The sequence below is a fragment of the Mesorhizobium neociceri genome, from assembly GCF_013520985.1.
GTDB classification, from domain to species: domain Bacteria; phylum Pseudomonadota; class Alphaproteobacteria; order Rhizobiales; family Rhizobiaceae; genus Mesorhizobium; species Mesorhizobium neociceri.
Genome location: NZ_JACDTY010000017.1, coordinates 98,742 through 120,724, shown reverse-complemented (window position 1 = coordinate 120,724; position 21,983 = coordinate 98,742). Strand labels below are relative to the sequence as shown.

Sequence of the window (21,983 nt, the reverse complement as noted above, 5' to 3'; positions counted from 1 at the left end):
CAAACGAGTGGGCGCCTTTGCGCGAGCTAGCTCGCTGATTTGCAGCGGTCTGCGGTGGCGACGCACTCTTGCTGGTATCGGTTAACGCCGGTCCCGACGCGAGATCGAGGATGATATGGAACACGATATCGGCAAAACCGAACAGAGCGCCGCGGAAATCCCCTCATGCCACACATCGCTACAGGACGTGAAAAGCGGCATCCCGAATTCAGAGACGAATGACATGGTCTCCATTGCCTCGTTACACGAGCGGACACTTACCGGCATCCTTGACATATCCAAGGTGCTGACCGGCACCTCCGGGCTTGAAGTGACGTTGGCCAAGGTCGTCGATCTCTTACGATCTTTTGTGCAGATGCGTCACGGCACCATTCGCCTCTTTGAGGGCGACGGCGTGCAGAATGTTGCCGTTGACGGCGGCTGGAGCGAGGGCGGTCATGAGCATTCCCGAATTTGCCTGCCGCGGAACGCAATCGAACGGATTGTGACAACGGACAAGCCCCTCGTCATCGAGAACATAGCAGCCCATTCACACTTCAGTGCCGCCGATAGGGAGGTGCTTGGCGCCACGAGTACCAAAGCAGTGTCGTTTATCGGCGTTCCCATTCGCGTCGATGCGAACGTTGTGGGCACGCTGACCATTGACCGGGTTCTCGAGGACGGGTCAAGCTTTCGGCCCGAGTGCGACGTCCGGCTGCTTACCTTGATCGCCAACATGGTGGGGCAAACGGTGAAGTCTCATGGCTCGTTCGCGTGCGACGGCGAGCGGACTTTGGCAAAGGAGCACCGGCTGCAAAAACAATTCACTGATCTCAAGCACCGTGAGCGGGAGCATGACAAGGTTCGCGTCGGCGGGATGATCGGTGACAGCCCGGCGCTGCGCGCGCTAACCGAGAAGATCGCGGTGGTAGCCAAGACCAGGACCACCGTTCTGGTGCGAGGCGAATCCGGTACCGGCAAGGAACTCGTCGCTAAGGCCATTCACGAGTTGTCGCCGCGCGCCAAGCGGCCCTTTATCAAACTCAATTGCGCGGCGCTTCCTGAGACAGTCCTGGAATCTGAACTCTTCGGTCATGAGAAGGGTGCCTTCACGAGCGCGTTCAATTCGCGCAAAGGTCGCTTTGAGCTCGCCGACAAGGGAACGTTGTTTCTCGACGAGATCGGCGAAATCTCGGCCTCGTTCCAGGCAAAACTGCTGCGCGTGCTCCAGGAGCAGGAGTTTGAGCGCGTCGGCGGCAACCAGACTATCAAGGTTGACGTGCGCGTGATTGCCGCGACGAACAAGAACCTTGAAGAGGCGGTTGCAAGGAACGAATTCCGCGCGGACCTCTACTATCGCATCAATGTCGTTCCCTTGTTTTTGCCGGCACTACGTGAAAGGCGCAACGATATTCCGCTCCTGGCCGCTAAGTTCCTCAAGACTTTCAACGAGGAAAACAGCCGAAAGCTGGCCTTCGATGCCGGGGCGATCGAGGTGCTGATGAGCTGTGGTTTTCCCGGCAACATCCGCGAGCTCGAAAACTGCGTGAACCGGACGGCGATCTTTGCGCCGGGACCACTAATCGGCCGAAATGACCTCTGTTGCTCCAACGGCCAGTGCTTTTCGGCGGCACTGTGGAGGAGGAGCGGATCGTGCACGGCGCCGCCGCAATCGGGGGGCACCGGGGGGGTGGCAGCAAGGCCAACCCCGCCCGTTGAGGGCTCCGGGTCGGCCGCCGTTGCGACCCCGCCGGGGCTGAACGGGCACGCGCCGCTAGGGCGGGCCCCCTCAGCCTACTTAAACGGCCCCAGGATAACCGATGCCGAGCGCGTCATCGAGGCCATGGAAAGATGTGGTTGGGTGCAGGCAAAGGCGGCACGCCTGCTTGGGCTGACGCCGCGCCAGATTGGTTACGTGCTGAAAAAATACGGCATCGAGGTCAAGCGCCTTTGAAGGCAGATCGATGGGATACAGCCTTGATGGTTCGGCGAGTTTTGGCCGATTTCGCTGCTTCCGTTCAAAAGATAGGTTGGTCGTCCCACGCACAGTTATGCCTCTGGCCCGTTCAGATCCTGAACTCGCCGGCACGAACTCGTGGGGAGCGAGAACAGATGCAACGGCTCACCCCGGAAAATGGCCGCCAGACCTCAGCTCCGAAACCTAGCTGACGCGGCCGCATCGAGTTTCTCTTTGGGAATATCGTCGAAGGACGCGTAATTGAGATTGTAGAGGCTGGAGTAGAACCCACCCATCGCGATGAGTTCGGCATGGTTTCCAGTCTCAACGACCTGGCCATGTCGAAGCACAATGATGCGGTCGGCACCGCGGATCGTTGCCAGGCGATGGGCGATGACGAGCCCAGTCCGGCCCTTAAGAAGTCTTGTCAGAGCTTTTTGGATCTGCATTTCCGTGTCGCTGTCGACGTTGGCGGTGGCCTCGTCAAGCACCAGGATCTTAGCGTCGGCAACGAGAGCGCGAGCGAAACTGAGAAGTTGGCGCTGACCGATAGATAGATTGCCGCCACGTTCGCCGAGTTGGGTTTCATATCCATTGGCGAGGCTCATGATGAAGTCGTGCGCGCCGACCGCCTTGGCGGCCTCGATCACCTGCTGGCGCGTCGCTTGCCTTCTCCCGTAGCGAATGTTCTCAAAGACCGTCCCGGTAAAAAGGAACGGCTCCTGCAGCACCATGGCGATCTGGCGGCCTAGCGATGCTTGGGTGAGATCGCGCACATCATGTCCGCCGACCAGCACTTGGCCCTGCTGAACATCATAAAATCGGTGGACGAGGGCCGTCGCGCTCGATTTGCCAGAACCGGTCGGCCCGACCAGCGCCGCCGTCTCGCCGGGATTGACCTTGAAGGAGACATCTTTCAGTACTGGAAGGTCGGGATAGTAGCTGAAGGTGACGTTCTTGAACTCGATCGCGCCGTCCATTTCGGCCGAAAGCGCCTGGGCGTCCGGTTTGTCCCGCACGTCAATCTCGATGTCCAGCACATCGATCAGGCGCCTGCCGGAGGCCATGCAGCGCTGCATGATCGAATAGTGCATGGTAAGCGAGCGGATCGGATCAAAGAAGCGCTGGATGTAGAAAAGGTCCGCAACCAATACGCCCGCTTCGATGCGGCCATTCATGACCATCGAGCCTCCGACCACAATGACGAAAGCCATCGCGAGGCCGGTGAGGCCATCGACCGTCGGCACCATGACCTGGGCATACCTATCAGCGCTCAAGTGAGTTCTGAGATTGGCATGGGCCTTGTCGTCATAGAGAACAAGATTCACCTGCTGGCGGTCCATGGACTGGACGGCGCGCACGCCGTGAATGGCTTCTGCCAGCGCACCGTTGGCGGCCGAACTGGTCTCGCGCGCAGCCATGAAAGCCTGGCGGGCACGCGGCAGCCAGGTAATGCGGATGATGAGCAAAATCGGCAGGACCGAGAGCGTCAGGAGGCCGAGGCTGAAGTCCAGCCACAGCATCACCACCACCACGCCGAAAATAAGCGCAATATCGCCTATGCAAAATAGCGACGTTTCGAGGAATTCCTGGATCGAGTTGACGTCTCCTTGCAGGCGGGACATCAGGCGTCCAACCTCGATCTTGTCCATGAAAGAGAGTGAAACCACCTGCAGATGGCCGAACATGGCGCGGCGTATGTCGAAGAGGACATTCTCGGCTGCTTTCCCCACCACGGCTTCCTGAATGTAGCCGGTTGCGAAATTGACCAAAATCGCGAGAAGGAATGCGCCGGAAGCCGCGAGCAGGGCAGAGTTATCGACGCCTCGCTTACTGTGATCGATCACGTAGTGAATAATCAAGGGGATGAGAAGCTGCGTGCCGGTGAAGATCAGCAACGCGGAGGCCGAGATGGCTACCTTGGCCCGGTAAGGACGGACGAATGCCCAAATGCGCGCGATAATCATCTTGTCGAAAACCGGGCCGAAGATCTCCTCATCAATACGGTGCGAGCCAACCACAGCGAGTGGAGGGCGTTTGCGATCGACATGGTCGCCATTACGTCCGGTTTCGGGTTCGCCCGCGTGCTCCTCCTGGCTCATCAGCGTCCGTCCCCATTCTTGATCGCCATGCCATCAGCCGGGCGCATCTGCAGGTCGTGGAGGGCCTTGTAGCGCCCTCGCTTTGCCAGAAGCTCTTGATGGGTGCCGCGTTCGATTATCTCGCCGTTGTCGACAAACAAGATCTGGTCGGCGTACATGAGCGAACTCAACCGATGGGAGATGACAATCGTCACCCGATCCTTGGCGAAAAGTCGCATCGCCGTTCGGATGCGCTGCTCGGTGGCGGCATCGATCGCGGCTGTCGAGTCGTCGAAGATGACGACCGACGGGTGCAGCATCATGATCCGAGCGATAGCCAGGCGCTGGCGCTGACCGCCCGAGAGAGAGACGCCTCGTTCGCCCACAACGGTCTTGTAACCGGCCGGGAGGCCGAGGATGTAGTTGTGCAGTTGCGCCGACTCGCTGGCGCGCTCAACCCGCTGCGCCTTTGCCCAGGGATCGCCATAGGCGATGTTGTTCTCGATCGTGGTGGTGAAAAGGAATGCGTCCTGCTGTACGACCGCCACCGCCTTGCGGAGCGTCGCCAGGGTGACCCTGCGGATATCCTGCCCGTCAAGCGTAATAGTGCCGTCAGTAACGTCGTAAAATCGGGGGACCAGATGAGCGATCGTCGATTTGCCCGAACCGGGCGGACCGACAATCGCGACTGTCTCGCCCCTACGGGCCTCAAAGCTGATGTTCCTTAGAACGGGACGGTTTTCCAGGCCGCGGTACGCAAACGAGACATTGTCGAAGCGCAGAGCGCCGTCGCTTATTTCAAGCGGTCTCGCCTCGGGAGCATCCCTGACGGTAATATCCTGGTCGAGAAGACCGAATAGACGCGAACCGCAAGTGGAAGCGCGCGCGAATGCATTAGCCATCAGGCCGATCTGGCGTACAGGGATTTGCAGCGTCGTCATGGTGGTCAGGAACGTTGTGAGCGTTCCAATGCTGATGTCGTCGGCGATGAGCTTGTTGCCACCCACCCACAGGACCAATCCCAGGGAAGCAAAGAAGGACAAGCTCATCGCCGACGTGTTGGATGCGTAGGTGGCGACGCGGTCATGAGCAAGGATGAGCGCGGTGTTCGAGGCTTGGTCGAACTTCAGCATCTCATCATCCTGTGCCGCGAAAGCACGGACGACGCGGATGCCCCCGAGATTTTCCTCCATCACGCGGCTTAGAACCGACAGCCGCTCCTGCAAGTCCAACCAAGTCGCACGCAGCCTAAGCTGCATTACCGACGAGCGCCAGCCGACGAACGGCACGAAGCTAAGCGCGAGCACACCGAGCACCGCGTCAGTGGAAATCAGCATGTAGGCGCCGATTCCGATCAGCATCGTCAGCAGACAGGCGCGAACCAGACCGGTGGAAAAATACATCCTGACGCCTTCGAGATCGAGCATGCCGATCGTGATCAAATCGCCTGAATGCACCTGATCGTGAAAGGAAAAGCTGAGACGTTGGATTTTGTCGTAGCAGGCGAGCCGTAGTTCATACCCGACATGATGCCCAAGCGCTTCGGCAAAGTAGTTCTGCGTCATCGTGAAGATGCCGCGCAATGCGCTGACGGCGAGCAGCAGGAGAGCTGAAATCCACAGTGCCTCTTCCGCCGCGGCCGTCACACCGCCGCCGCCGAGGGTGGTCTGAGTCTGGTCGATTGCCCGGCCGAGGAGCTGCGGGATGAGCAACTGGAGGATCACCGCCAGGAACGTGGAACCAATCGCGAAGGCAACCTGCCATGGATGCCGTAAATGCATCACGGTGATGCGCCGCAGCGTCAGCAAGGACCTGCCCCAGCCGCTCGCTGCCACATGAGCGGGCGAATTGCGAGAGCTCGTGCCGACAGCATCACTGCGCACGGGTGTGCTCCCGACCGAAGAAGCAAGCCAGACGGCTCATGTCAAAGGCGTGCTCCATGTTGAGCGCGGCTGGCACCTGCTGCAGTGGCCGATTCGACGAGCCGAGCCGCGGCTTCAGTCAGTGGCATATCGATTACAGTGATTCCGCTGGCGGCAAGGAAACGGGCTTCGTTTCTCGTCAGCGTCTTCGAATCCATGACCGCGCAATGTGGGCCTTCGGAGCGCTTCATGATCTGTCTGGCGTAAGTGCGCAGCATCTGATCGTCGAAGCGGCACCCGACGAAGAAAAAGCCACGGTTCGCGCGCCGCTGCTTCACCACCCCAGGGATCGGCGTCTGGATGTCGATTTCGGTCAGGACTTCGACATAGTCCGAGTCCGCTACGAGAAAATTTGCGGCTGGACTAATGGCGCCGTGGGGCGTGTAGAGAACCGTCTTTGCCGCAGGGTCGGCCTTGAGCTCTCTGCCCGACAAATCGTAGGTTTTCGTCCAAATGTCGCCGCTCTCATTGGCCCGCGTGATGCCTTGTATCTCGACGACATCGGCCCGGCCGGTCTGTGTGAACGCCGTCCGCATGGCACCGTCGTACCAGCTGTCCACGATCAGGGAGAGCGGCAGTCTCGCCAACCAGGCATGGAGGACGGTAGGCGCGACCGACGCTGCGAATATGTCGGTCATCCAGGCTTGAAGCGTCCGGCGATGCCGGCGCTGTTCGATGAACTGCGCGACCGACCACATGTTGGTGCGGATCACGGCAGGCGCCGGCGCGCGCGTGTTGAGTGCCGCGGCGACGGCTTCGGGCGTATGCGGTACCGGCGGCTCCGCGCGGTTGAGCCCAAGTAGACCCGGGCCGAGATAGGGGATCACGTGATCGGCGGTGAGCGCTCGCTTCGCCAGATCAAGCAGCTTTTCAGCAAAACTGTCCCGGACGATCACGAGGTTGCCCGAGGTCAGGTTGGTATTCATGTTTGTTCCTCTCGACGCTCTTGTCCGCCGGCGTCAGTCTTCGTCGGCAATCTTCCTTGCCTCGACGGTGATCGGCAGACGCGTATCGCGCGGAAGATCGGGTAGAATGAACCGCCACCCGTTTCGGAGTGTCACGGTCCCGCCCCACAGGTCCTCGTTCTCGTGCCTGATGATCGGCTCCTCGAGATCCTTCTTGGGGACATACGCAGATAAGCCGGCATCGGTCCTGCGGATCATGACTTTCATCTCGCCGTTCCTTCATTGGCTTTGTTTTCAGCGCTGCAGGGCGCTTCGGCTTTGTCGAGGCTCATCAGTTCACGTGCTCGCATGCCGACGACCGTGCCACGGTCGATCCATTCGACCGCATAGATGAAGAACTGCTGGAGAAAGGTGCCAATGTCGCGCACATAGCCCTCGTCGCCTCTCCGAACGAGGTTTTCGCCGATCTCCCTGCCAGGATAGGTGCCGTCATTCTTGATGTGGCGAGTTGCACGCACCCGCTCTCCCGGCACAAATCGTGGAGGCGTGCGAATTTCGACTTCCTGTTCACGTCCGAGCCACATGGGTTGTTCCTTGTTCTTCATGAGGGCGCAGATTGTTGACAACGGTTGAGGCGTCCTCCGGGGGCGGTCCCCTCCATATCGGTGGTCAGTTGGCGGTTAGGCAGGAACGCAGGTCTCCGCCACTGGACACACCGAGGCACATTGCTGCGCATCGAAGCTGCCCTCGCATTCGGTGCACTTCTCAGGCACGATCACGTAGTTCTCGCCTTGGAATTTGATCGCGCCTGAGGGGCATTCGAACTCGCAAGCGCCGCATTGGGTGCATTGGGATGCGATGATCTTGAAAGCCATTTTAACTCCTGGTTCGAAATGGAATGAGACAGATCAGGCGGTTGCCGCGCTCGCGGGGGCTCCGGATGCGGCGGCGTAGATCGCGCTGATGGCAGTCTCGATATAGTCATGCGCATAAGCGTCGCTGGCTCGGATTCCGGCGGCCGCGAGCTGATCCTTGGGGCAATTTCCGATCTTGGCGCAAAGCACGACATCGATGCCCTCCAGCGCCGCAACGATGCCGTCGAGAATGGCGTCTTTGCCCCAACCGCCGAGGCAATACTGTTCAACCTTGCGGTGGCCGACAAAGCTGATCCCATCCGGCGAGGCGGCATAGACCTGGAATTCCTTCGCATGGCCGAAGTGTTCATTGACTCGGCCGCCGCCCTTAGTCGTCACCGCGACGAGGAGCGACTTGCCGGAGCCTGCTGCCTTCACAACATCTATCGCATCGCTCTTGGCCTTCACGTGATCGAGGCGCTCATGCGCGACCAGCTCCCGATAGGCCTCGCGCTTGCTGCCGTCGTATGTGATCTCGCCGGGAACCCGGCCGAGTCCGAATTCCTGACCACGATCCTCGCCGAGCAGGCCGACGGCATCTGCCCGGCACTGCCGGCAGTGGCGCATCAACTTGGCGCCGCCTTCAAGACGATCCTGGAGAGCCTTGATCTCGATTGGGTGTGGACCACGCTGCCCGGTCAGTCCGTAATGCGTACCGTGCGCCGGGTCGGAAATCAGAGGCATGACGTTGTGCAGGAATGCGCCGCGCTCCTTGACCCATTTGTTGACCTCGATCAGGTGTTCGTCGTTGACGCCGGGGATCATCACCGAATTGATTTTGGTCAGGATGCCGCGCTTGCTTAGCATCTCCAGGCCCGACATCTGGCGCTCGTGCAGGATCCGGGCGGCTTCGATGCCGCCATATCGGCGATGGTCGTAGAAGATCCATGGATAAATCTTGGCGCCAATTTCCGGGTCGACCATGTTGATGGTGATCGTCACGTGATCGACATTCATGTCGGCAAGCTCGGCGACATGGTCCGGCAGCGCGAGCCCATTCGTGGAGATGCAAAGCCGGATGTCAGGGATTTCGTTGGCAACTCGTTGGAACGTTGCCTTCGTCTTTTCCCAGTCGTAACAGGCATCGCCCGGCCCGGCGATGCCAAGCACGGAAAGCTGCGGCACTTCGTTGGCGACCGCGACAACCGTGCGCAGCGCCTGATCGGGCGTCAGCTTTTCCGACACGACGCCAGGTCGGCTTTCGTTAGCGCAGTCATATTTGCGATTGCAGTAGTTGCACTGGACATTGCAAGCCGGCGCGACCGCGACGTGCATGCGCGCGAAATAGTGATGCGCTTCTTCCGAAAAGCAGGGGTGATCCTTGATCTTGTCCCAGATCGCCGGATCCATGTCGTCCGGCTTTCGCGACGAGCCGCAGGACGAAGACGCGCAGCCGCCAGATTTCACAGCCGCCGATGCCAGTTCAGAGGATGTCGTGCCGGTCAGGCTCTCAACCGAAATTGCCGGTGCGGACATTGAACGGCTCCGTCGCGGGGTGAACGTCGCAATTCGAAGCGCAAGAGCTATGCCACTCAAATCGTCGGTTTTGTCGCGAACGGGCTATTCGTTTCGTTTGCTCCGACACAGTTTTCTGTCGGGCTTCCGACACCGGAACAATCGGGCGGGCATCGATGACGTTCGGGTTTCCGCCAACCAAGGCAGCCCGGTGTTCAACTTCGGTTCCGAAGATCGGCAGTTCGGAAACAGCAAACGCTGCCTCGTTCCTTCATGCGCGTTCTCGAGTTCACGGGCACGAAATATCCGAAGGCGAGACATCGCTTCACGCTCGGTTCGCGGTTCATCGCTGTCGCGGGGCTGTGGCGTGAGGCCCCCGGCAACAAGCCGCCCACAACCTTCAAGATGCTGACCACCGATCCTGGGCCCGACGTCGCGCCCTGTCACAATCGTCAGGTGGTGGTCCTTCAGCCCAAAAGTGGGAGGCCTGGATCAGTTTGACAAAGCCTGAGGCTGAGCTCTCGCGGGCGAGACGATCCGGCTGTTCGCTTGAGATGGACGTGCTTGGTCTGTTCGGTGCTGGCGAGCGACTGTCCAACAGGGTCGTTGCCGATGTCGGCGATCTGGCTCAGACCGTCGAGCAGGCTAGGCGGCCGGCTCGCCGACCAGGCCCGCGAGCTGGCCGAAGCTCCAGTGGGTCGGCATGACCGGTGCATCCGAGCCAGGCAGGACCAGCACCAAGCGTTCGGCATCATCGCGATTGGCTTCCACACGGATCGACGCGCTCTCCAGAAGTCCGCGTGCGGCTGCGCTCGGTCCGGCTGCGCACAGCGGCGTAGAGGTCCGACAGGGATAGGGTACCGCTCGTCCGCCGGCCGCGAGAACCATTCCGAGGACACGCGGCCATCTTTCGGCGACGAGTTTCGAGCTCGTGGCCCGCCGAGCGAAGGCGCGCTATGTCCTCGGGCTTTCCGCGACTGTGGCTCGCAAAGATGGTCACCATCCGATCATCTTCATGCAATGCGGACCTGTTCGATATCGCGTTGATGCGCGTGCCCCAAGCGGCGGGGCGGGGAATTGTTCACCGCGCCAAGACTCGATCGACGCAGTTTCAGCTGCCGCCGCCCTTGGAGGGATCGGACCGTCCCTCCATGCCAGCGGTCTATGCGGCCATCGCGCGGGACGAACTGCGCAATAACCTGATCTTCGACGATGTGCTGAAAGCGCTGGAGGCGAAGCGGTCACCGGTCGTGCTCACCGAATGCCGGGATCATCTCGAATATCTGCAAGGCAGCTTTTCGCGCTTCGTGCGCAATCTTGTCGTCCTTCGAGGCGGAATGTCGGCAGCCGAACGCAAGGCGTCAGACGCCGCCCTGCGAGTGGCGGACGATCAGGAACGGCTCATCCTTGCTACAGGGCGGTACATGGGCGAAGGCTTTGATGACCCAAGATTGGACGCGCTGTTCTTGACGATGCCCATTTCGTGGAAGGGCACCTTGGCCCAATATGTCGGTCGGCTTCAACGGCAGCATGCTGGTAAAACAGAGGTTCTGGTCGTCGACTATGTCGATGACCTCGTGCCGGTTCTGGTGCAGATGGCGGCGAAGCGGCGATCTGGATACCGTGCGCTCGGCTATCGGGTTGAGTGATCCACCGCCGGCCGCTCACCGGCTGAAGTCCAGTTCCGTTCCGGTTCGCAGACGTTCCATATAGGCGCGATAGGCGAAACTGCGGTCGCGCTTCTTTCCCGTCGTTTCCACGAGGATACGGATCTCAGCCAGCACTTCGATGGCGCGGGTTGCGGTCGGCTTGCTTGTCTCGAGCAGCTTCATGGCCGATGCGACGGTCACAATCGGATGCCGTGGAAGCCGCTCGAACAATCGAAGAGCTGAAACGGATACCGATTCGACACCGAGCAGCCGGGTGCGATCCGCGCTGATGAGGTTGAACAATTCGCGCGCCGCCGCGACCGCTTCGTCGGCAATCGTGGCGACGCCATCGAGAAAGAAATCGATCCAGCCCTCCCAGTCACCTTCCAACCGCACAAGGTTGAGGCGCCGGTAGTATTCCTCGCGGTGACGCTTGAAGAAGAGGCTGAGATAAAGAAGCGGAGCCCCCAAGAGTCCCCAATGTTCCAGCAGGAGGGCGATCATCAAACGCCCGATCCGCCCATTGCCATCCAGATAGGGATGAATGGTTTCGAACTGTGCATGCAAGAGACCCGTCCGCACGAGTTTCGGCAGCCGGTCGTCGGCATGGATGTATTTCTCGAATGCGCTGAGAAGCTGCGGAAGTTTCTCGGAGGGCGGCGGAAAATAAGCCGCGTTCCCTGGCCGGCTTCCGCCAATCCAGTTCTGGCTGCTGCGTATTTCTCCGGGTTGTTTACTTCCGCCGCGCACGCCGCGCATCAAGCGCTTGTGTGCCTCGTTCAAGAGCCGCAGGGAAAGCGGCAGACCACGTTTCGACGCGAGCTGGCCGCGCGCGTAAGCAAGCGCGTCGAGGTAATTTGTCACCTCCTCGACATCGGCGTTGGGCTGGGGCTGTTCCTCGGCTTCGAAAGCGAGAAGGTCGACGAGCGATGCTTGCGTGCCCTCGATCTGAGACGAGATCACCGCCTCCTTGCGCACGAAGGCGTAGATGAACCAGTCGAGCGAAGGCACCATCTCGCCCGCCAGGTCGAGTCGGACAAGCGCCTGCTCGGCTTGCCCAAGGCGACGTTCGAGTTTGGCGTCGATGACGAGCACCGGCCGCGCGGGCGGAAGATCGAAGGGAACGAAGGCGTTGACTTTTTCGCCGCCTGCGGTCACGCTTTCGTATCGGCCTGTTGTGCGCTTCGGCATGTTTTGGCGGGCTCAAATCCGTGGACAACGTCGTTCCAACGGCCGGGCGCAAGGAACGCTCACGTTCCCCTGTTGCTTTACTAAGAACGTAGTCTTTACTAGCGAGAGCTGTTAGTCAAGAGATTGTTCCTAGCGCCAAGACCGCCAAGAGCCTGCTCTGGGATTCAATCGTGAGCCGACGAATTGCCTGACTGACTGCGGGCCGGACTCGAAACCGGCTAGTGGATGGGCTTAGCGCACCGAGCCGTTACGCCGCTGCCTTCTCGTCACCATCTCGGGCCTTTGCTGGCCGTGTGTCCTTCCACACCGCCGCAGCAAGTGTCCCTATTATCAGTCGCCTTCCTTCAACCTCAATAGGCCAGGTTCGTGTGATATCAGGAGGGCGCAAACATGGCCAGCGTGAACGCCCTGTGCTATGGGTGCTGACGGTCTTTTCGTTCTGGCGCAGAATGCGCCGTGCGATAGCCGACGTGAAAAATTGACCGATTGTTGGCGATCGTTGTCGAAGCCGAGCAATTCGAATCGCGCAAATTTCCTTTTGAAATCATAAGCGGAAAATTTTGACGGCTCGTCGGTCGGGTCATCCAAAATCGTCGCGTGGGGAAGGATTCCGCGCCTTGGCTGCCCAGAATGTCAGGAAGACTACTCCTGGCCCGACGTTTGATGTCATTACGATGGCTAAAATTTCCTGACCTCTATACCATGCCGGCGCAGAGCGTAGCCGACTTGTCGCGGCGTGAGGCTCAGGATGCGAGCCGCCTTGGCCTGAACCCAGCCGGCCTTCTCCATGGCGTCGACCAGCCGGGCGCGTTCGGTGACACGCGGGCCCATTGCAGGACAGGCCGGATCGCCAGAATCGCCGACCGCGAGAGGCGAGACGTTGTCGTCCAAACCGCCGACCCGCCCAGCCCACGGCCGCGATCCAGCGGGCGCCATGTTCCCCGCAGCGCAGCCCTCGATGCCATTGGCGCCGTGCGCATGGTCGGCTCTTTTCCACAGAAGCCAAGAAAGGCATTGATTGTTCGTGCAGGCGAAATCCGATGGGGAGATCGTTCTGGAACGCGCAAGTGTAGCCGTCCTTTGCACGCAGTTTTCCAGCTCACGGACGTTTCCTGGGAAGTAGCATTGCGAGATCAGCTGAAGCGCCGACGGTGCAAAGGCGAGCTCCCTACGGTTCTCCCTGTTGAATCGGTCGAGGAACGCGTTCGCTAGGCGCGGGATATCGCCGGCCCGCTCTCTTAGGGGAGGCAGGACGATTGGGACCACGTTGATACGGTAGTAAAGGTCGGCCCTGAACACCCCATTCACGACCGCCGCCTCGAGGTCTTTGTTGGTCGCGCAGATGAGACGGACGTCCACCTGTAGTGTCTTTGTGCCGCCAACTCGTTCCAGCTCGCCTTCCTGCAAGACGCGCAACAGCTTGGCTTGAAAGGCAGGCGAAATCTCGCCGATTTCATCGAGCAGCAGCGTTCCGCCATTTGCCAATTCAAAACGGCCGGCGCGCTGGGAGATGGCCCCCGTGAAGGCGCCCTTTTCATGCCCAAACAGCTCCGATTCCAGGACGCTCTCGGACAGTGCGGCACAGTTCAACTTGACAAAGGATCTATTTCTGCGGCGCGAGAGCTTATGGATTGCTTGCGCAAAGAATTCCTTGCCGGTGCCGCTTTCGCCCCGCAAAAGCACGGTGGAGTTTGTCTTCGCTACGACCGAGACGGTTTCGAGTACCTGTTTGAGTGCGGGACTTTCCCCTATGATCCCGTCGATTTTAACAGGCGCATGCTGGGCGCAGTCCGTCGCCTCCTCGTCGGCCGAATGTTCAGGTCCCCGTTGCGCAGCGGTACGGGGCTGACGCTCTGTACTAAGGATGCGATGGAGACAGACAGTTCGGCCAACAAGGTTGGCGACCATTGTCAGGAAGCGTACGTCCTCGTCGAACTTCAAACTGATCACGCTGTCAATGATGCGGTCGATCGACAAAGCCCCAAGGATCTTCTGCTCCACCTTTATCGGGATGCCGATAAAGGCAACCGGGATCCTACCCGCGCTCGAAGACGAGGAAAGATCCGCCTGAAATGGTTGGGACTTGCTGACGTCAGGTATAACGAGCGGCGATCCCCGAGCGACGATATGGTCTAAAACGGCCTTTGGTATGAGGCGGCGAGAGCCTGATTGAGGCGTATAGGTGTTGCGGGCACTTGCGGCTATCTCCGGCTCGCCTTCAGCGTCCAGGACAACGACTGCCCCGTCACGCATTTCCAGAAACGACGGGAGAATATTCACGACGTTGGCGAGTTTGACTTCCAACTGAGTGGGAGCGGTCAGTACCTTCGATAATTCGTAAATGCCCCGAGCTGACATATTACCTTGGGACAGGATCTCGACGAGCGGTTCAGGGTAGGTCTCCCGAGATCCTACGTCATTGGCCGGGCCTCGCTCTGTATGAGCCATGGAAATGCCTCATGGGTTGTCGTCCAGGGTGGTCCTCCCAAGCGTCCGCTTCATATTGAATCTCGAAGAACGTGTTCATCAGCTTCTCTTCAGCCCGGGGTACGATTGGACGGGGTTGCGCTGGAGGTTTAGGCGTCGCGGTCCACGCCGTTGCGACGTGCGAGCGCCGATTATCCAAACTTGAAGAGCACGCCGAAGCCGCCGCGCGGATAGTTCCACTCGATCTCGCCACTGGCCTCGCACAATACGCGGCAGGTTCCGCACTCCATGCAGCCGTCTGGGGTGATCTCCACTTGACCCTTGTCATTCAACTCATAGCATTTCGCTGGACAGACGTGGATCAACGCAAGCAGGTTCGCGCTTGGCCGCTCGTGCGGTCGCACTTTGATATGCGGTCGGCCGGAGTCCACCAGATAGCGGTTCTGGTAAAGCTTGTCTTCAACACGCAACTTCGTCACTGGCTTCGTCATTCGTCAGCCTCTCACCGCCATGCCAATGCCAGGCGGACCGCGTCGCTGACCAGCCCCAAGCGCGAGCGCGCCTTGATGAAGGCTGCCGTGGTCGCCTTTTCCTTCTCGATCTTTGGCGTGCCGTCGACGCGCATGAAGTTCTGCGCCGCTTGCGACATCAACCGCGGATAGGTTGTGAAGAAATTGCAGGCATTGGTGTGGAGCAAGGCCGGCATGTCTTTGTATTTCCGCAGGTCTTTGACTACGAAGGATTTATCCAACAAGGTCTTGTAGAGGGAGAGGTTTCGTTTGGTCATGGGAGCGTTTCGGTTCTTGACCTCGACGATGGCCTCAGCCGCGATGCGGCCGGAGGTCATAGCAAGGTTCGATCCCTCGCGATGAACGGCGTTGTTCAATTGCGCGGCGTCGCCGACCACCACCCATCCATCTCCAAAGAGCTGCGGAATGGACTTGTACCCACCTTCGGGAATGAGATGCGCGGCATATTCCTTCACCTCCGAGCCGGCGATAAGCGGCCGGATCGAAGGATGGCTTTTGAATGCGTCGAGGAGGGCGTAAGGGCTCTCTCTCATCGCGGCGAAGTCGGAAACGAGGCAACCTATTCCCAGTGAGATGGATTCCTTGTTGGTGTAGAGGAAGCCAAGGCCTGCCATGCTGTGGGATATCGTGCCCACCGCCTCGATGACACAGCCTTCACCGCCCTTAAGGCTGAACCGCTGCTCAATCACCTCTTCGGGCAGGAAGTGCATTTCCTTGACGGCGAGCGCCACTGCCTCCGGCTTCAGCATCTGGCGCAGGCCGCCCCGCGTGCCAAGCAGCCCGGAGACGCCTTCTGCAAGAACGGTCACGCCCGCGTAGATCGCTCCGCCGGCCCGATCTGTGCGGACGCCGATTACCTTGCCCCTGCCATCGCGGACAAGCTCCGTCACGGTCGTTTCGCACAGAACCGTCGCGCCGGCCTCGCGCACCTTGCGAGAAAACCATTTGTCGAACTGGGCACGGATGATGGTGTAACGGTTGGGCTTTGCCTCGTTGAAGTCGTCCGACCGATAATGGACTCCGGTGTGCGAGCTGTCGTCCATCACCCAGAGCCGCTGTTCGATCACATGTCGCTCAAGGGGCGCATCATCCCGAAAATCCGGGATGATCTTTTCCAGCATGTTCGCGTACATGATGGCACCCTGGACGTTCTTGGAGCCCGGATATTCGCCGCGCTCCAACTGCAGGACCCTCAGGCCCTGGCTTGCCATGATGTAGGCAGCTGCATTCCCGGACATGCCCGCCCCGATAACGATTGCGTCGAATTCTTCCTCGATCATCCCCGGCCCCCTAGCTTGCAAGCTTGTCACGACTGTGCGGCGACAGCCGCCGGGTGAAGGCTTCCGTCAGTGCGGGCAGGAAGCGGATTGCATCGATGACGATACCCACGTGAGCGAAGTCGAAAATCGGCGCATTCGGATCCGTGTTGATGGCCACGATGAGATCGGCTCCCTCGACGCCGACCCGGTGCTGAATGGCGCCGGAGATCCCGGCAGCTATGTAAAGCTTCGGCCGGATGGTCTTGCCAGTTTGACCGATCTGTCGATCAGCTGGCATCCAACCCTTCTGGACCAGCGGGCGCGAACAGCCATGTTCGGCGCCGATCGCTCGCGCGAGACTCTTCACGAGCTGCAGGTTCTCCGCCCCGCCGAGGCCGAGGCCACCTGCGACGACGATGTCGGCATAGGCGAGATTTGCCTGTACCGACTGGCTATCGGGCAGAAACCCGAGCACTTTGGTGACGATGTCGTCCTCGGCTAACGACAGCTTGTGCTGGATGACGCGCCCGACCGGCTTGTCCGCCCGCTGCGGCATGGACATGACCCTCGGTCGCACTGTCGCCATCTGCGGCCGGTAGTTGAGCGTGTAGATCGTGCACAACAAGGAACCGCCGAAAGTCGGACGAGTCGCGGCGAGAGAGCCGTCGGAATCCACGTCGAGCTCGGTGCAGTCGGCCGTGAGCCCTGTGCGCAAGGTCGTCGCCACCGAGCCTGCGAGATCCCTGCCGAGCGTGGTGGCACCCAGAAGCAGGATCTCTGGTTTGTAAGTATTGACCAGATCCGTCATCGCCCTGGTGAAGGGCTCGTTGCGATAATCGGTAAGCAGCAGTGCCCCGACCATGTAGACAAGGTCGACGCCATAGGCGAAAGCCTCGGCAATTGCGGAGTTCGTGGCTTCTCCCGCGGGGCCGAGCACGGCGCCCGCAAGCTGGACGCCGAGCTTGTCGGCTAGCTTGCGGCCTTCGCCGAGCAGTTCGAGGGATACTGGATGAACCTTGCCACGCTCGAGCTCGATGAACACCCAAACATGTCGATAGTCCTTGAAACGCTTGGATAGTTCCTTCTTCACGCCGGCACGGCCGGCGGCAGGGCGAGGGGTTTGCTTTTTTGCGCTCGACATAGTCTGCTCCTTGCCGTCACGCGCCGCCATCGAAGGCGAGTTCCCGTTCTAGCGCCGGCTGACGGGCCAAGATTTCGGCGGTCAGCTCGTCCGCGAGATCGCGCAGCGTCTTCTCGGCGACCTCGATTTGCGCTGCCTTTTCCGCCCGCACGGCAGGGGCGAAAACGCGCTTGACGACTGTCGGCGAGCCGCGCAGTCCGCACATGCCGAGGTCCTCAATGCCTGCGTCGGCTGCACTCCACTTCAGGATCTGGCTGCGCGCGCCGCACAGGGCGTCCTCGATTGACCCCCGTCGCATCTCGTTGGTGCCTTCGAGCATGGTGATGAGGCAAGGCAGCCTGCTCTTCAGCTTCTGCATGCCGCCCTCGCAACGGCGCACGACCGTGATCTCGCGCGAAGTAAGATCAATAGCGGCGATTTTCGCGACATAGGTGAGTTGCAGAAGATCGAGGCGCTTGGCAATGCCAGGCCCGACCTGGGCGGTGTCGCCGTCGATCGTCTGCTTGCCCGTGAAGACAATGTCCGGCATGTCGAACGTCTCGCCAATCTTGGCGATTGCCTGGGAAAGAGCAAAGGATGTCGCCAGCGTGTCGGAACCGGCAAAATAGCGGTCGGTCAAGAGCACTGCGCGATCGGCGCCGTAGCCGAGCGCCTTGCGTAGCGAGTCCTCAGCCATGGGCGGACCCATGGTGAGCACGGTGACCTCGCCACCATGGGCGTCGCGCAGTCTGAGGGCTTCTTCGAGGGCGAACAGGTCGTAAGGATTGATGACGGTCGGCACACCTTGGCGCATGATCGTGTTTGTCACCGGATGGACACGTATCTGTGTCGAATCCGGCACCTGCTTGATGCAGACTACGATGTGCATTGGGCGGTCTCGCTAAGCTTCGATCCGGACGGTTGCTTCTATCCGGATTGGGGTTGGCAGATATCTAGTGGGAGCATCATTCGTGCCAACCGTCACGTGCTGCACGATGCCTTGAAGTCGGGTACTCCTGGGCGCCTTCACGAAGCGCGGCTTTGTCAGCTTCTTGACATCGCGTGTCGCACCCGTGTCGCGATCATTTCCTTTCGAACCGATTCATCACGGAATCGAACGCGACGAATGCCCGGCCTGGCGTCGAAGCTTTGGCCGGATCGTGGTCTTTGAGCACCTTGAAAACCCGGTGTGTGAGCGGAGAGGCGATCGCGAAGTCCTCGTAGGCGCGTTTCAGCGTGGCTTTCGCGCGTGCGGCGATGACCCGGTCGGGCAGGCCGGACAAATCCTCATTGGCAAGGTACTGGCCCATCCGCTTCATGACATGCAGACGCGAGACATTGAGCACCTTCGGGTCATACGAGACGCCAAGCACCGCAAAGAACTCCTCCGCGGCCGACAGTCGCCTCAGTCGCGCGAGGATCTCGATGACGTCGATCGAGCGGCTGTCAGCGGAACAAGTCATTTGCATTCTCCGGGTCCAAAAGCGTGATGTCGGGTAGGGTCGCCGCACGGCTACTCCGCGCTCGCAAATAAGATGCCGTGTCGGGCAGGTGACGCTGAGGAGGATGCGGCCATTTACGGAAAGTGGCAGCGCCGACCAGCCTCACGATGGGTGGGACGCGCTCCCCGGTTCGCATCGGCGCAGATTCGGCAGTCGCGCCGCTGCGTCCGGTGAGCCCTCACCGCCATCAGAACCACCAGCCGAGCATTCTGCGCTGTGATGCGGGGCTACCAATCAGGAAAAAACCTGCCGAGGACAAGTGACACTGCCGGCCTCACTCGATTCCAAGGTCTCGGCCGGCTGCCTCCGTGCACAGCCAGTCGTAAAGCTCGATCAGTTGAGGTGCGGTGATGCTCGATTTGATCTCAGTGGCCTTGCGGCGAACGCGGGCGACCATCGCGGCTGCCAGATCTGGGTCGAGATCGCGGCCGCTTTCGCTCAGCACATGCGCAATCGCGGTCGCGCCGGAATGCTTGCCAATGACTATTCGCCGGCAGCGGCCCACGAGAGCTGGATCGAGCGCCTCATACGTCAGCGAGTCCTTTAGCAGCCCTGCGACATGAGTCCCGGTTTCATGGGAAAAGACATCGGCGCCGACGATCGGCTTCATGGCCGGCGTCTGCCGGCGGGCGGCGCGCGCTACCTGGCAGGCGAGGTCGGGCAACGCGGCAAGCTCGATGCCGGTGTGTGCGCCGTCGAGCACGGCCATCGCGACGGCAACCTCTTCCAACGCGGCATTGCCCGCCCGTTCGCCGAGCCCCAGAACGGTGACCGAAGCATGGCGCGCACCGGCACGGATCGCGGCCAGCGTGTTTGCGCCTGCGAGGCCAAGATCGTTGTGCCCGTGAAATTCGAACTCGACGGGACACTGCGCCGCGAGGTGGGCGACAAGTTCAAAGGTCGAAAAAGGATCGAGAACGCCGACCGTGTCGGCCAGCCTGATGCGGCTTGCACCAGCGCGCGCGGCCGTCTCGATGACGCGGCCCAGATGGTGTCGGTCGGCGCGCGAGGCATCCTCGCAGCCCACTGCTACGAAAAGGCCGCCGGCGGCTGCGCGTGCGACCATACGCTCGATTGTCTCCAGCGCTCCCGACTTATCCAGACCGAGCTTGGCGAGAAGCTGGATGTCCGATGCCGGCAGCGACAGATTGACGGCGGTGAGGCCGCACTCGATGGCGGCATCGAGATCCTTGGGCGTCATGCGGCACCAGGCCGTAAGTCGAACGGGTAGACGCAGCGCGATGACGGCTTGAATTGCTTCGATCTCCTGCGCGCCCATGACCGGCGTGCCGATCTCAATCTCTGGCACGCCGGCTGCCGCAAGCGACTCGGCAATCTCCAGCTTTTCCGCCAAGGTGAAGACGACGCCGGCTGCCTGCTCGCCATCGCGCAGCGTCGTGTCGTTGAGAAAAATCTCACGGCTCATGAGCGGCCGCCTGTTCTGCTGCCGCTGAGGCTAAATTCCGTTGAACGTCTTCGGCACTCACCCGGTCCGCTCCAGGACTGGGACAGTCACGCAGCTTCTGCACGATCGCGGGCATGACCTCGAGTACGCGGTCGACGTCCGCTTCGCCGTTGTCGCGCGAGAGGGAGAAGCGGACCGCACTGTGGGCGACCTTCATCGCACTCAAGACATGGCTCTGCTTCAGTGAGCCGCAAGTGCAGGCGGAGCCGGAAGAACAGGCGATGCCCTCGCGGTTGAGAAGATGTACGATTGCTTCGGCCTCGATAGGATCGAAGGCGATGTTTGCCGTGTTGGGCAAGCGCGCTAGCGGATCGCCTGTGACGGTGGCGTTTTGGATGGCCTGGACAATTCCGTTCTCAAGCCGGTCGCGGAGCGACTTTACCCGTGTCGCCACGTCGTTCATCGACTTCAACGCCAGTTCGGCCGCCATGCCCAGCCCAACTATGCCAGGCGTGTTCTCCGTACCCGCACGCCGGTCGCGCTCTTGGCGACCTCCTTTGATCAACGAGCTAAAGGGCACGTCACGCCTCACGTAAAGTGCGCCGATCCCTTTCGGGCCATGAAGCTTGTGACCGGAAAGCGACAGCATGTCGATTGCAGTCGATTTCAGGTCCATCGGAGTTTTGCCGACCGCCTGCACAGCATCGGTATGGAAAAAAGCGCCGACTTCCTTGGCCAACTCAGCAAGCTTGCCAAGAGGGAAGATCGTGCCGGTCTCGTTGTTTGCCCACATGATCGAGACGATTGCCACCCGCGGGGTGAGGGCGGCCCTGTAGGCGTCGAGGTCGAGCCGGCCGTGGCGATCAACCGGGATCTTGTGCACCGTGACGGCCTGCGTCTTCTCAAGATGCGCGCACAGCGTCAGCACGGCTGGATGCTCGACGGCGGAAATCACGATATCTGTTCGATCATGCAGCACATCGAGCGCCGAAAGTATCGCTGCATTGTCGCTTTCCGTCCCGCCCGAGGTGAAGATGATCTCATGATCGAGCTCCGCGCCGATAAGCGTTTGCAGTTGCAGGCGCGCCCTGCTCGCCGCCACATCAGCCGCGGCGCCAAGATCGTGCGTCGACGAAGGGTTGCCAAAATTATCCCTAAAGAACGGCAACATCGCTTGAACCACCTCAGGATCGGCCCGTGTCGTCGCGTTGTTGTCGAGATAGACAGGTCTCATGTTTATAAGCTTTCAGGTTGACCAGAATGACGCGGTACTCGAAATCGGCGCTCGAGCTCTGGCGCGGTGGCGCTGATGGAGATGGAGTCGAATAGGCAGGCGGTGCAGGGCCTGACGGTCTGACGTCAACATGGTCGGCGTCGCCGTCGTCAAGTTCGGGTCCCCGACGTGAGGCTTTAGGCAACCGCTGGGAACGTCTGCCGTCAGGCGCTGCGGCCCCGCCGCTTGGCGGCCAGGCAGCTTCGGCTTGCCAGGACCTGAATTGTTTCGAGCGGCGACGTTCCGCGCATCCCGCGGCAAGCGATCGCCGGTCCCGGTACCGGCTCCGCCCCTGCCTACTTCCTAAGGGTGGGCAGGTCTGTCGTGCCTGGCGTATTGACCTGCTCTGCCGCAACAAGCCCCGCAGCGGGCGTTTCTCGCCGGACCAATAGAGGCGTTTCTTCGATGGCGTCG

General features: G+C 60.6%; 18 protein-coding genes and 1 pseudogene. 2 read left to right on the top strand and 17 right to left on the bottom strand.

The annotated features are described in order from the left end of the window. Window positions 1-223 precede the first annotated feature (223 nt). Window positions 224-1,933: a nif-specific transcriptional activator NifA gene (nifA, locus tag H0241_RS27140; protein ID WP_050596623.1), complete on the top strand. Its 1,710-nt coding sequence runs from the start codon at window positions 224-226 to the stop codon at window positions 1,931-1,933. Window positions 1,934-2,127: 194 nt separating this feature from the next. On the opposite strand, the gene H0241_RS27135 is transcribed toward nifA (H0241_RS27140), so the two are convergent. From H0241_RS27135 to H0241_RS35825, 8 genes and pseudogenes are all read right to left on the bottom strand, one after another. Next, window positions 2,128-4,038 (bottom strand): ABC transporter ATP-binding protein, encoded by a 1,911-nt coding sequence (locus H0241_RS27135; RefSeq protein WP_032901160.1) that lies wholly within the window; start codon window positions 4,036-4,038, stop codon window positions 2,128-2,130. Next, window positions 4,038-5,900: an ABC transporter ATP-binding protein gene (locus tag H0241_RS27130; protein WP_027038459.1), complete on the bottom strand. Its 1,863-nt coding sequence runs from the start codon at window positions 5,898-5,900 to the stop codon at window positions 4,038-4,040. The genes H0241_RS27135 and H0241_RS27130 overlap by 1 nt, the downstream gene beginning before the upstream one ends. A 41-nt stretch (window positions 5,901-5,941) precedes the next feature. Beyond that, the gene (locus H0241_RS27125) at window positions 5,942-6,865 is read right to left on the bottom strand and encodes an SIR2 family NAD-dependent protein deacylase (protein ID WP_050596617.1); all 924 of its coding nucleotides are present in this window, start codon (window positions 6,863-6,865) and stop codon (window positions 5,942-5,944) included. 33 nt (window positions 6,866-6,898) lie between these two features. After that, window positions 6,899-7,111, bottom strand: a complete 213-nt coding sequence (nifT, locus tag H0241_RS27120; RefSeq protein WP_027038458.1) for a putative nitrogen fixation protein NifT — start codon at window positions 7,109-7,111, stop codon at window positions 6,899-6,901. Beyond that, the gene (locus tag H0241_RS27115) at window positions 7,108-7,428 is read right to left on the bottom strand and encodes a nitrogen fixation protein NifZ (protein ID WP_027038457.1); all 321 of its coding nucleotides are present in this window, start codon (window positions 7,426-7,428) and stop codon (window positions 7,108-7,110) included. Before H0241_RS27115 ends, nifT begins: the two co-directional genes overlap by 4 nt. 96 nt (window positions 7,429-7,524) lie before the next feature. Then, window positions 7,525-7,719, bottom strand: a complete 195-nt coding sequence (locus H0241_RS27110) for a 4Fe-4S binding protein (protein ID WP_027038456.1) — start codon at window positions 7,717-7,719, stop codon at window positions 7,525-7,527. A 33-nt stretch (window positions 7,720-7,752) separates the two neighbouring features. Then, complete coding sequence (gene nifB / locus H0241_RS27105) at window positions 7,753-9,234, bottom strand: nitrogenase cofactor biosynthesis protein NifB (protein ID WP_027038455.1); 1,482 nt, start codon at window positions 9,232-9,234, stop codon at window positions 7,753-7,755. Between the two features lie 627 nt (window positions 9,235-9,861). Beyond that, a pseudogene (locus tag H0241_RS35825) lies at window positions 9,862-10,118 on the bottom strand (DUF932 domain-containing protein); the annotation flags it as partial. 87 nt (window positions 10,119-10,205) lie between these two features. Here H0241_RS35825 and H0241_RS35435 point away from each other — a divergent pair. Continuing rightward, window positions 10,206-10,862, top strand: a complete 657-nt coding sequence (locus tag H0241_RS35435; RefSeq protein WP_235984503.1) for a DEAD/DEAH box helicase — start codon at window positions 10,206-10,208, stop codon at window positions 10,860-10,862. A gap of 15 nt (window positions 10,863-10,877) precedes the next feature. Here the strand turns inward: H0241_RS35435 and H0241_RS27095 are convergent, their stop codons facing one another. The 9 genes from H0241_RS27095 to nifS all read right to left on the bottom strand — a co-directional run bounded on the left by H0241_RS27095 (window position 10,878) and on the right by nifS (window position 21,530). Beyond that, window positions 10,878-12,053, bottom strand: a complete 1,176-nt coding sequence (locus tag H0241_RS27095) for a Fic family protein (RefSeq protein WP_027038454.1) — start codon at window positions 12,051-12,053, stop codon at window positions 10,878-10,880. 678 nt (window positions 12,054-12,731) lie between these two features. Next, window positions 12,732-14,501, bottom strand: coding sequence for a nif-specific transcriptional activator NifA (nifA, locus tag H0241_RS27090; RefSeq protein ID WP_027038453.1), 1,770 nt, complete (start codon window positions 14,499-14,501; stop codon window positions 12,732-12,734). Window positions 14,502-14,671: 170 nt separating this feature from the next. Continuing rightward, the gene (locus H0241_RS27085; RefSeq protein ID WP_027038452.1) at window positions 14,672-14,971 is read right to left on the bottom strand and encodes a ferredoxin family protein; all 300 of its coding nucleotides are present in this window, start codon (window positions 14,969-14,971) and stop codon (window positions 14,672-14,674) included. A gap of 11 nt (window positions 14,972-14,982) precedes the next feature. After that, on the bottom strand, window positions 14,983-16,290 hold the full coding sequence (locus H0241_RS27080; protein WP_027038451.1) for an FAD-dependent oxidoreductase: 1,308 nt from the start codon (window positions 16,288-16,290) through the stop codon (window positions 14,983-14,985). Window positions 16,291-16,300: 10 nt separating this feature from the next. Beyond that, entirely contained in the window at window positions 16,301-17,410 is a 1,110-nt protein-coding gene (locus H0241_RS27075; RefSeq protein WP_027038450.1) for an electron transfer flavoprotein subunit alpha/FixB family protein, read from the bottom strand. Window positions 17,411-17,426: 16 nt separating this feature from the next. Beyond that, window positions 17,427-18,278, bottom strand: a complete 852-nt coding sequence (locus H0241_RS27070) for an electron transfer flavoprotein subunit beta/FixA family protein (RefSeq protein ID WP_027038449.1) — start codon at window positions 18,276-18,278, stop codon at window positions 17,427-17,429. 193 nt (window positions 18,279-18,471) lie between these two features. Continuing rightward, window positions 18,472-18,852, bottom strand: a complete 381-nt coding sequence (gene nifW / locus H0241_RS27065; protein WP_181060874.1) for a nitrogenase stabilizing/protective protein NifW — start codon at window positions 18,850-18,852, stop codon at window positions 18,472-18,474. Window positions 18,853-19,165: 313 nt separating this feature from the next. Beyond that, a complete protein-coding gene (gene nifV / locus H0241_RS27060; protein WP_027038447.1) occupies window positions 19,166-20,317 on the bottom strand; it encodes a homocitrate synthase in 1,152 nt (383 codons plus the stop codon). Continuing rightward, window positions 20,307-21,530: a cysteine desulfurase NifS gene (gene nifS / locus H0241_RS27055; protein ID WP_050596616.1), complete on the bottom strand. Its 1,224-nt coding sequence runs from the start codon at window positions 21,528-21,530 to the stop codon at window positions 20,307-20,309. Before nifS ends, nifV begins: the two co-directional genes overlap by 11 nt. Window positions 21,531-21,983 lie beyond the last annotated feature (453 nt).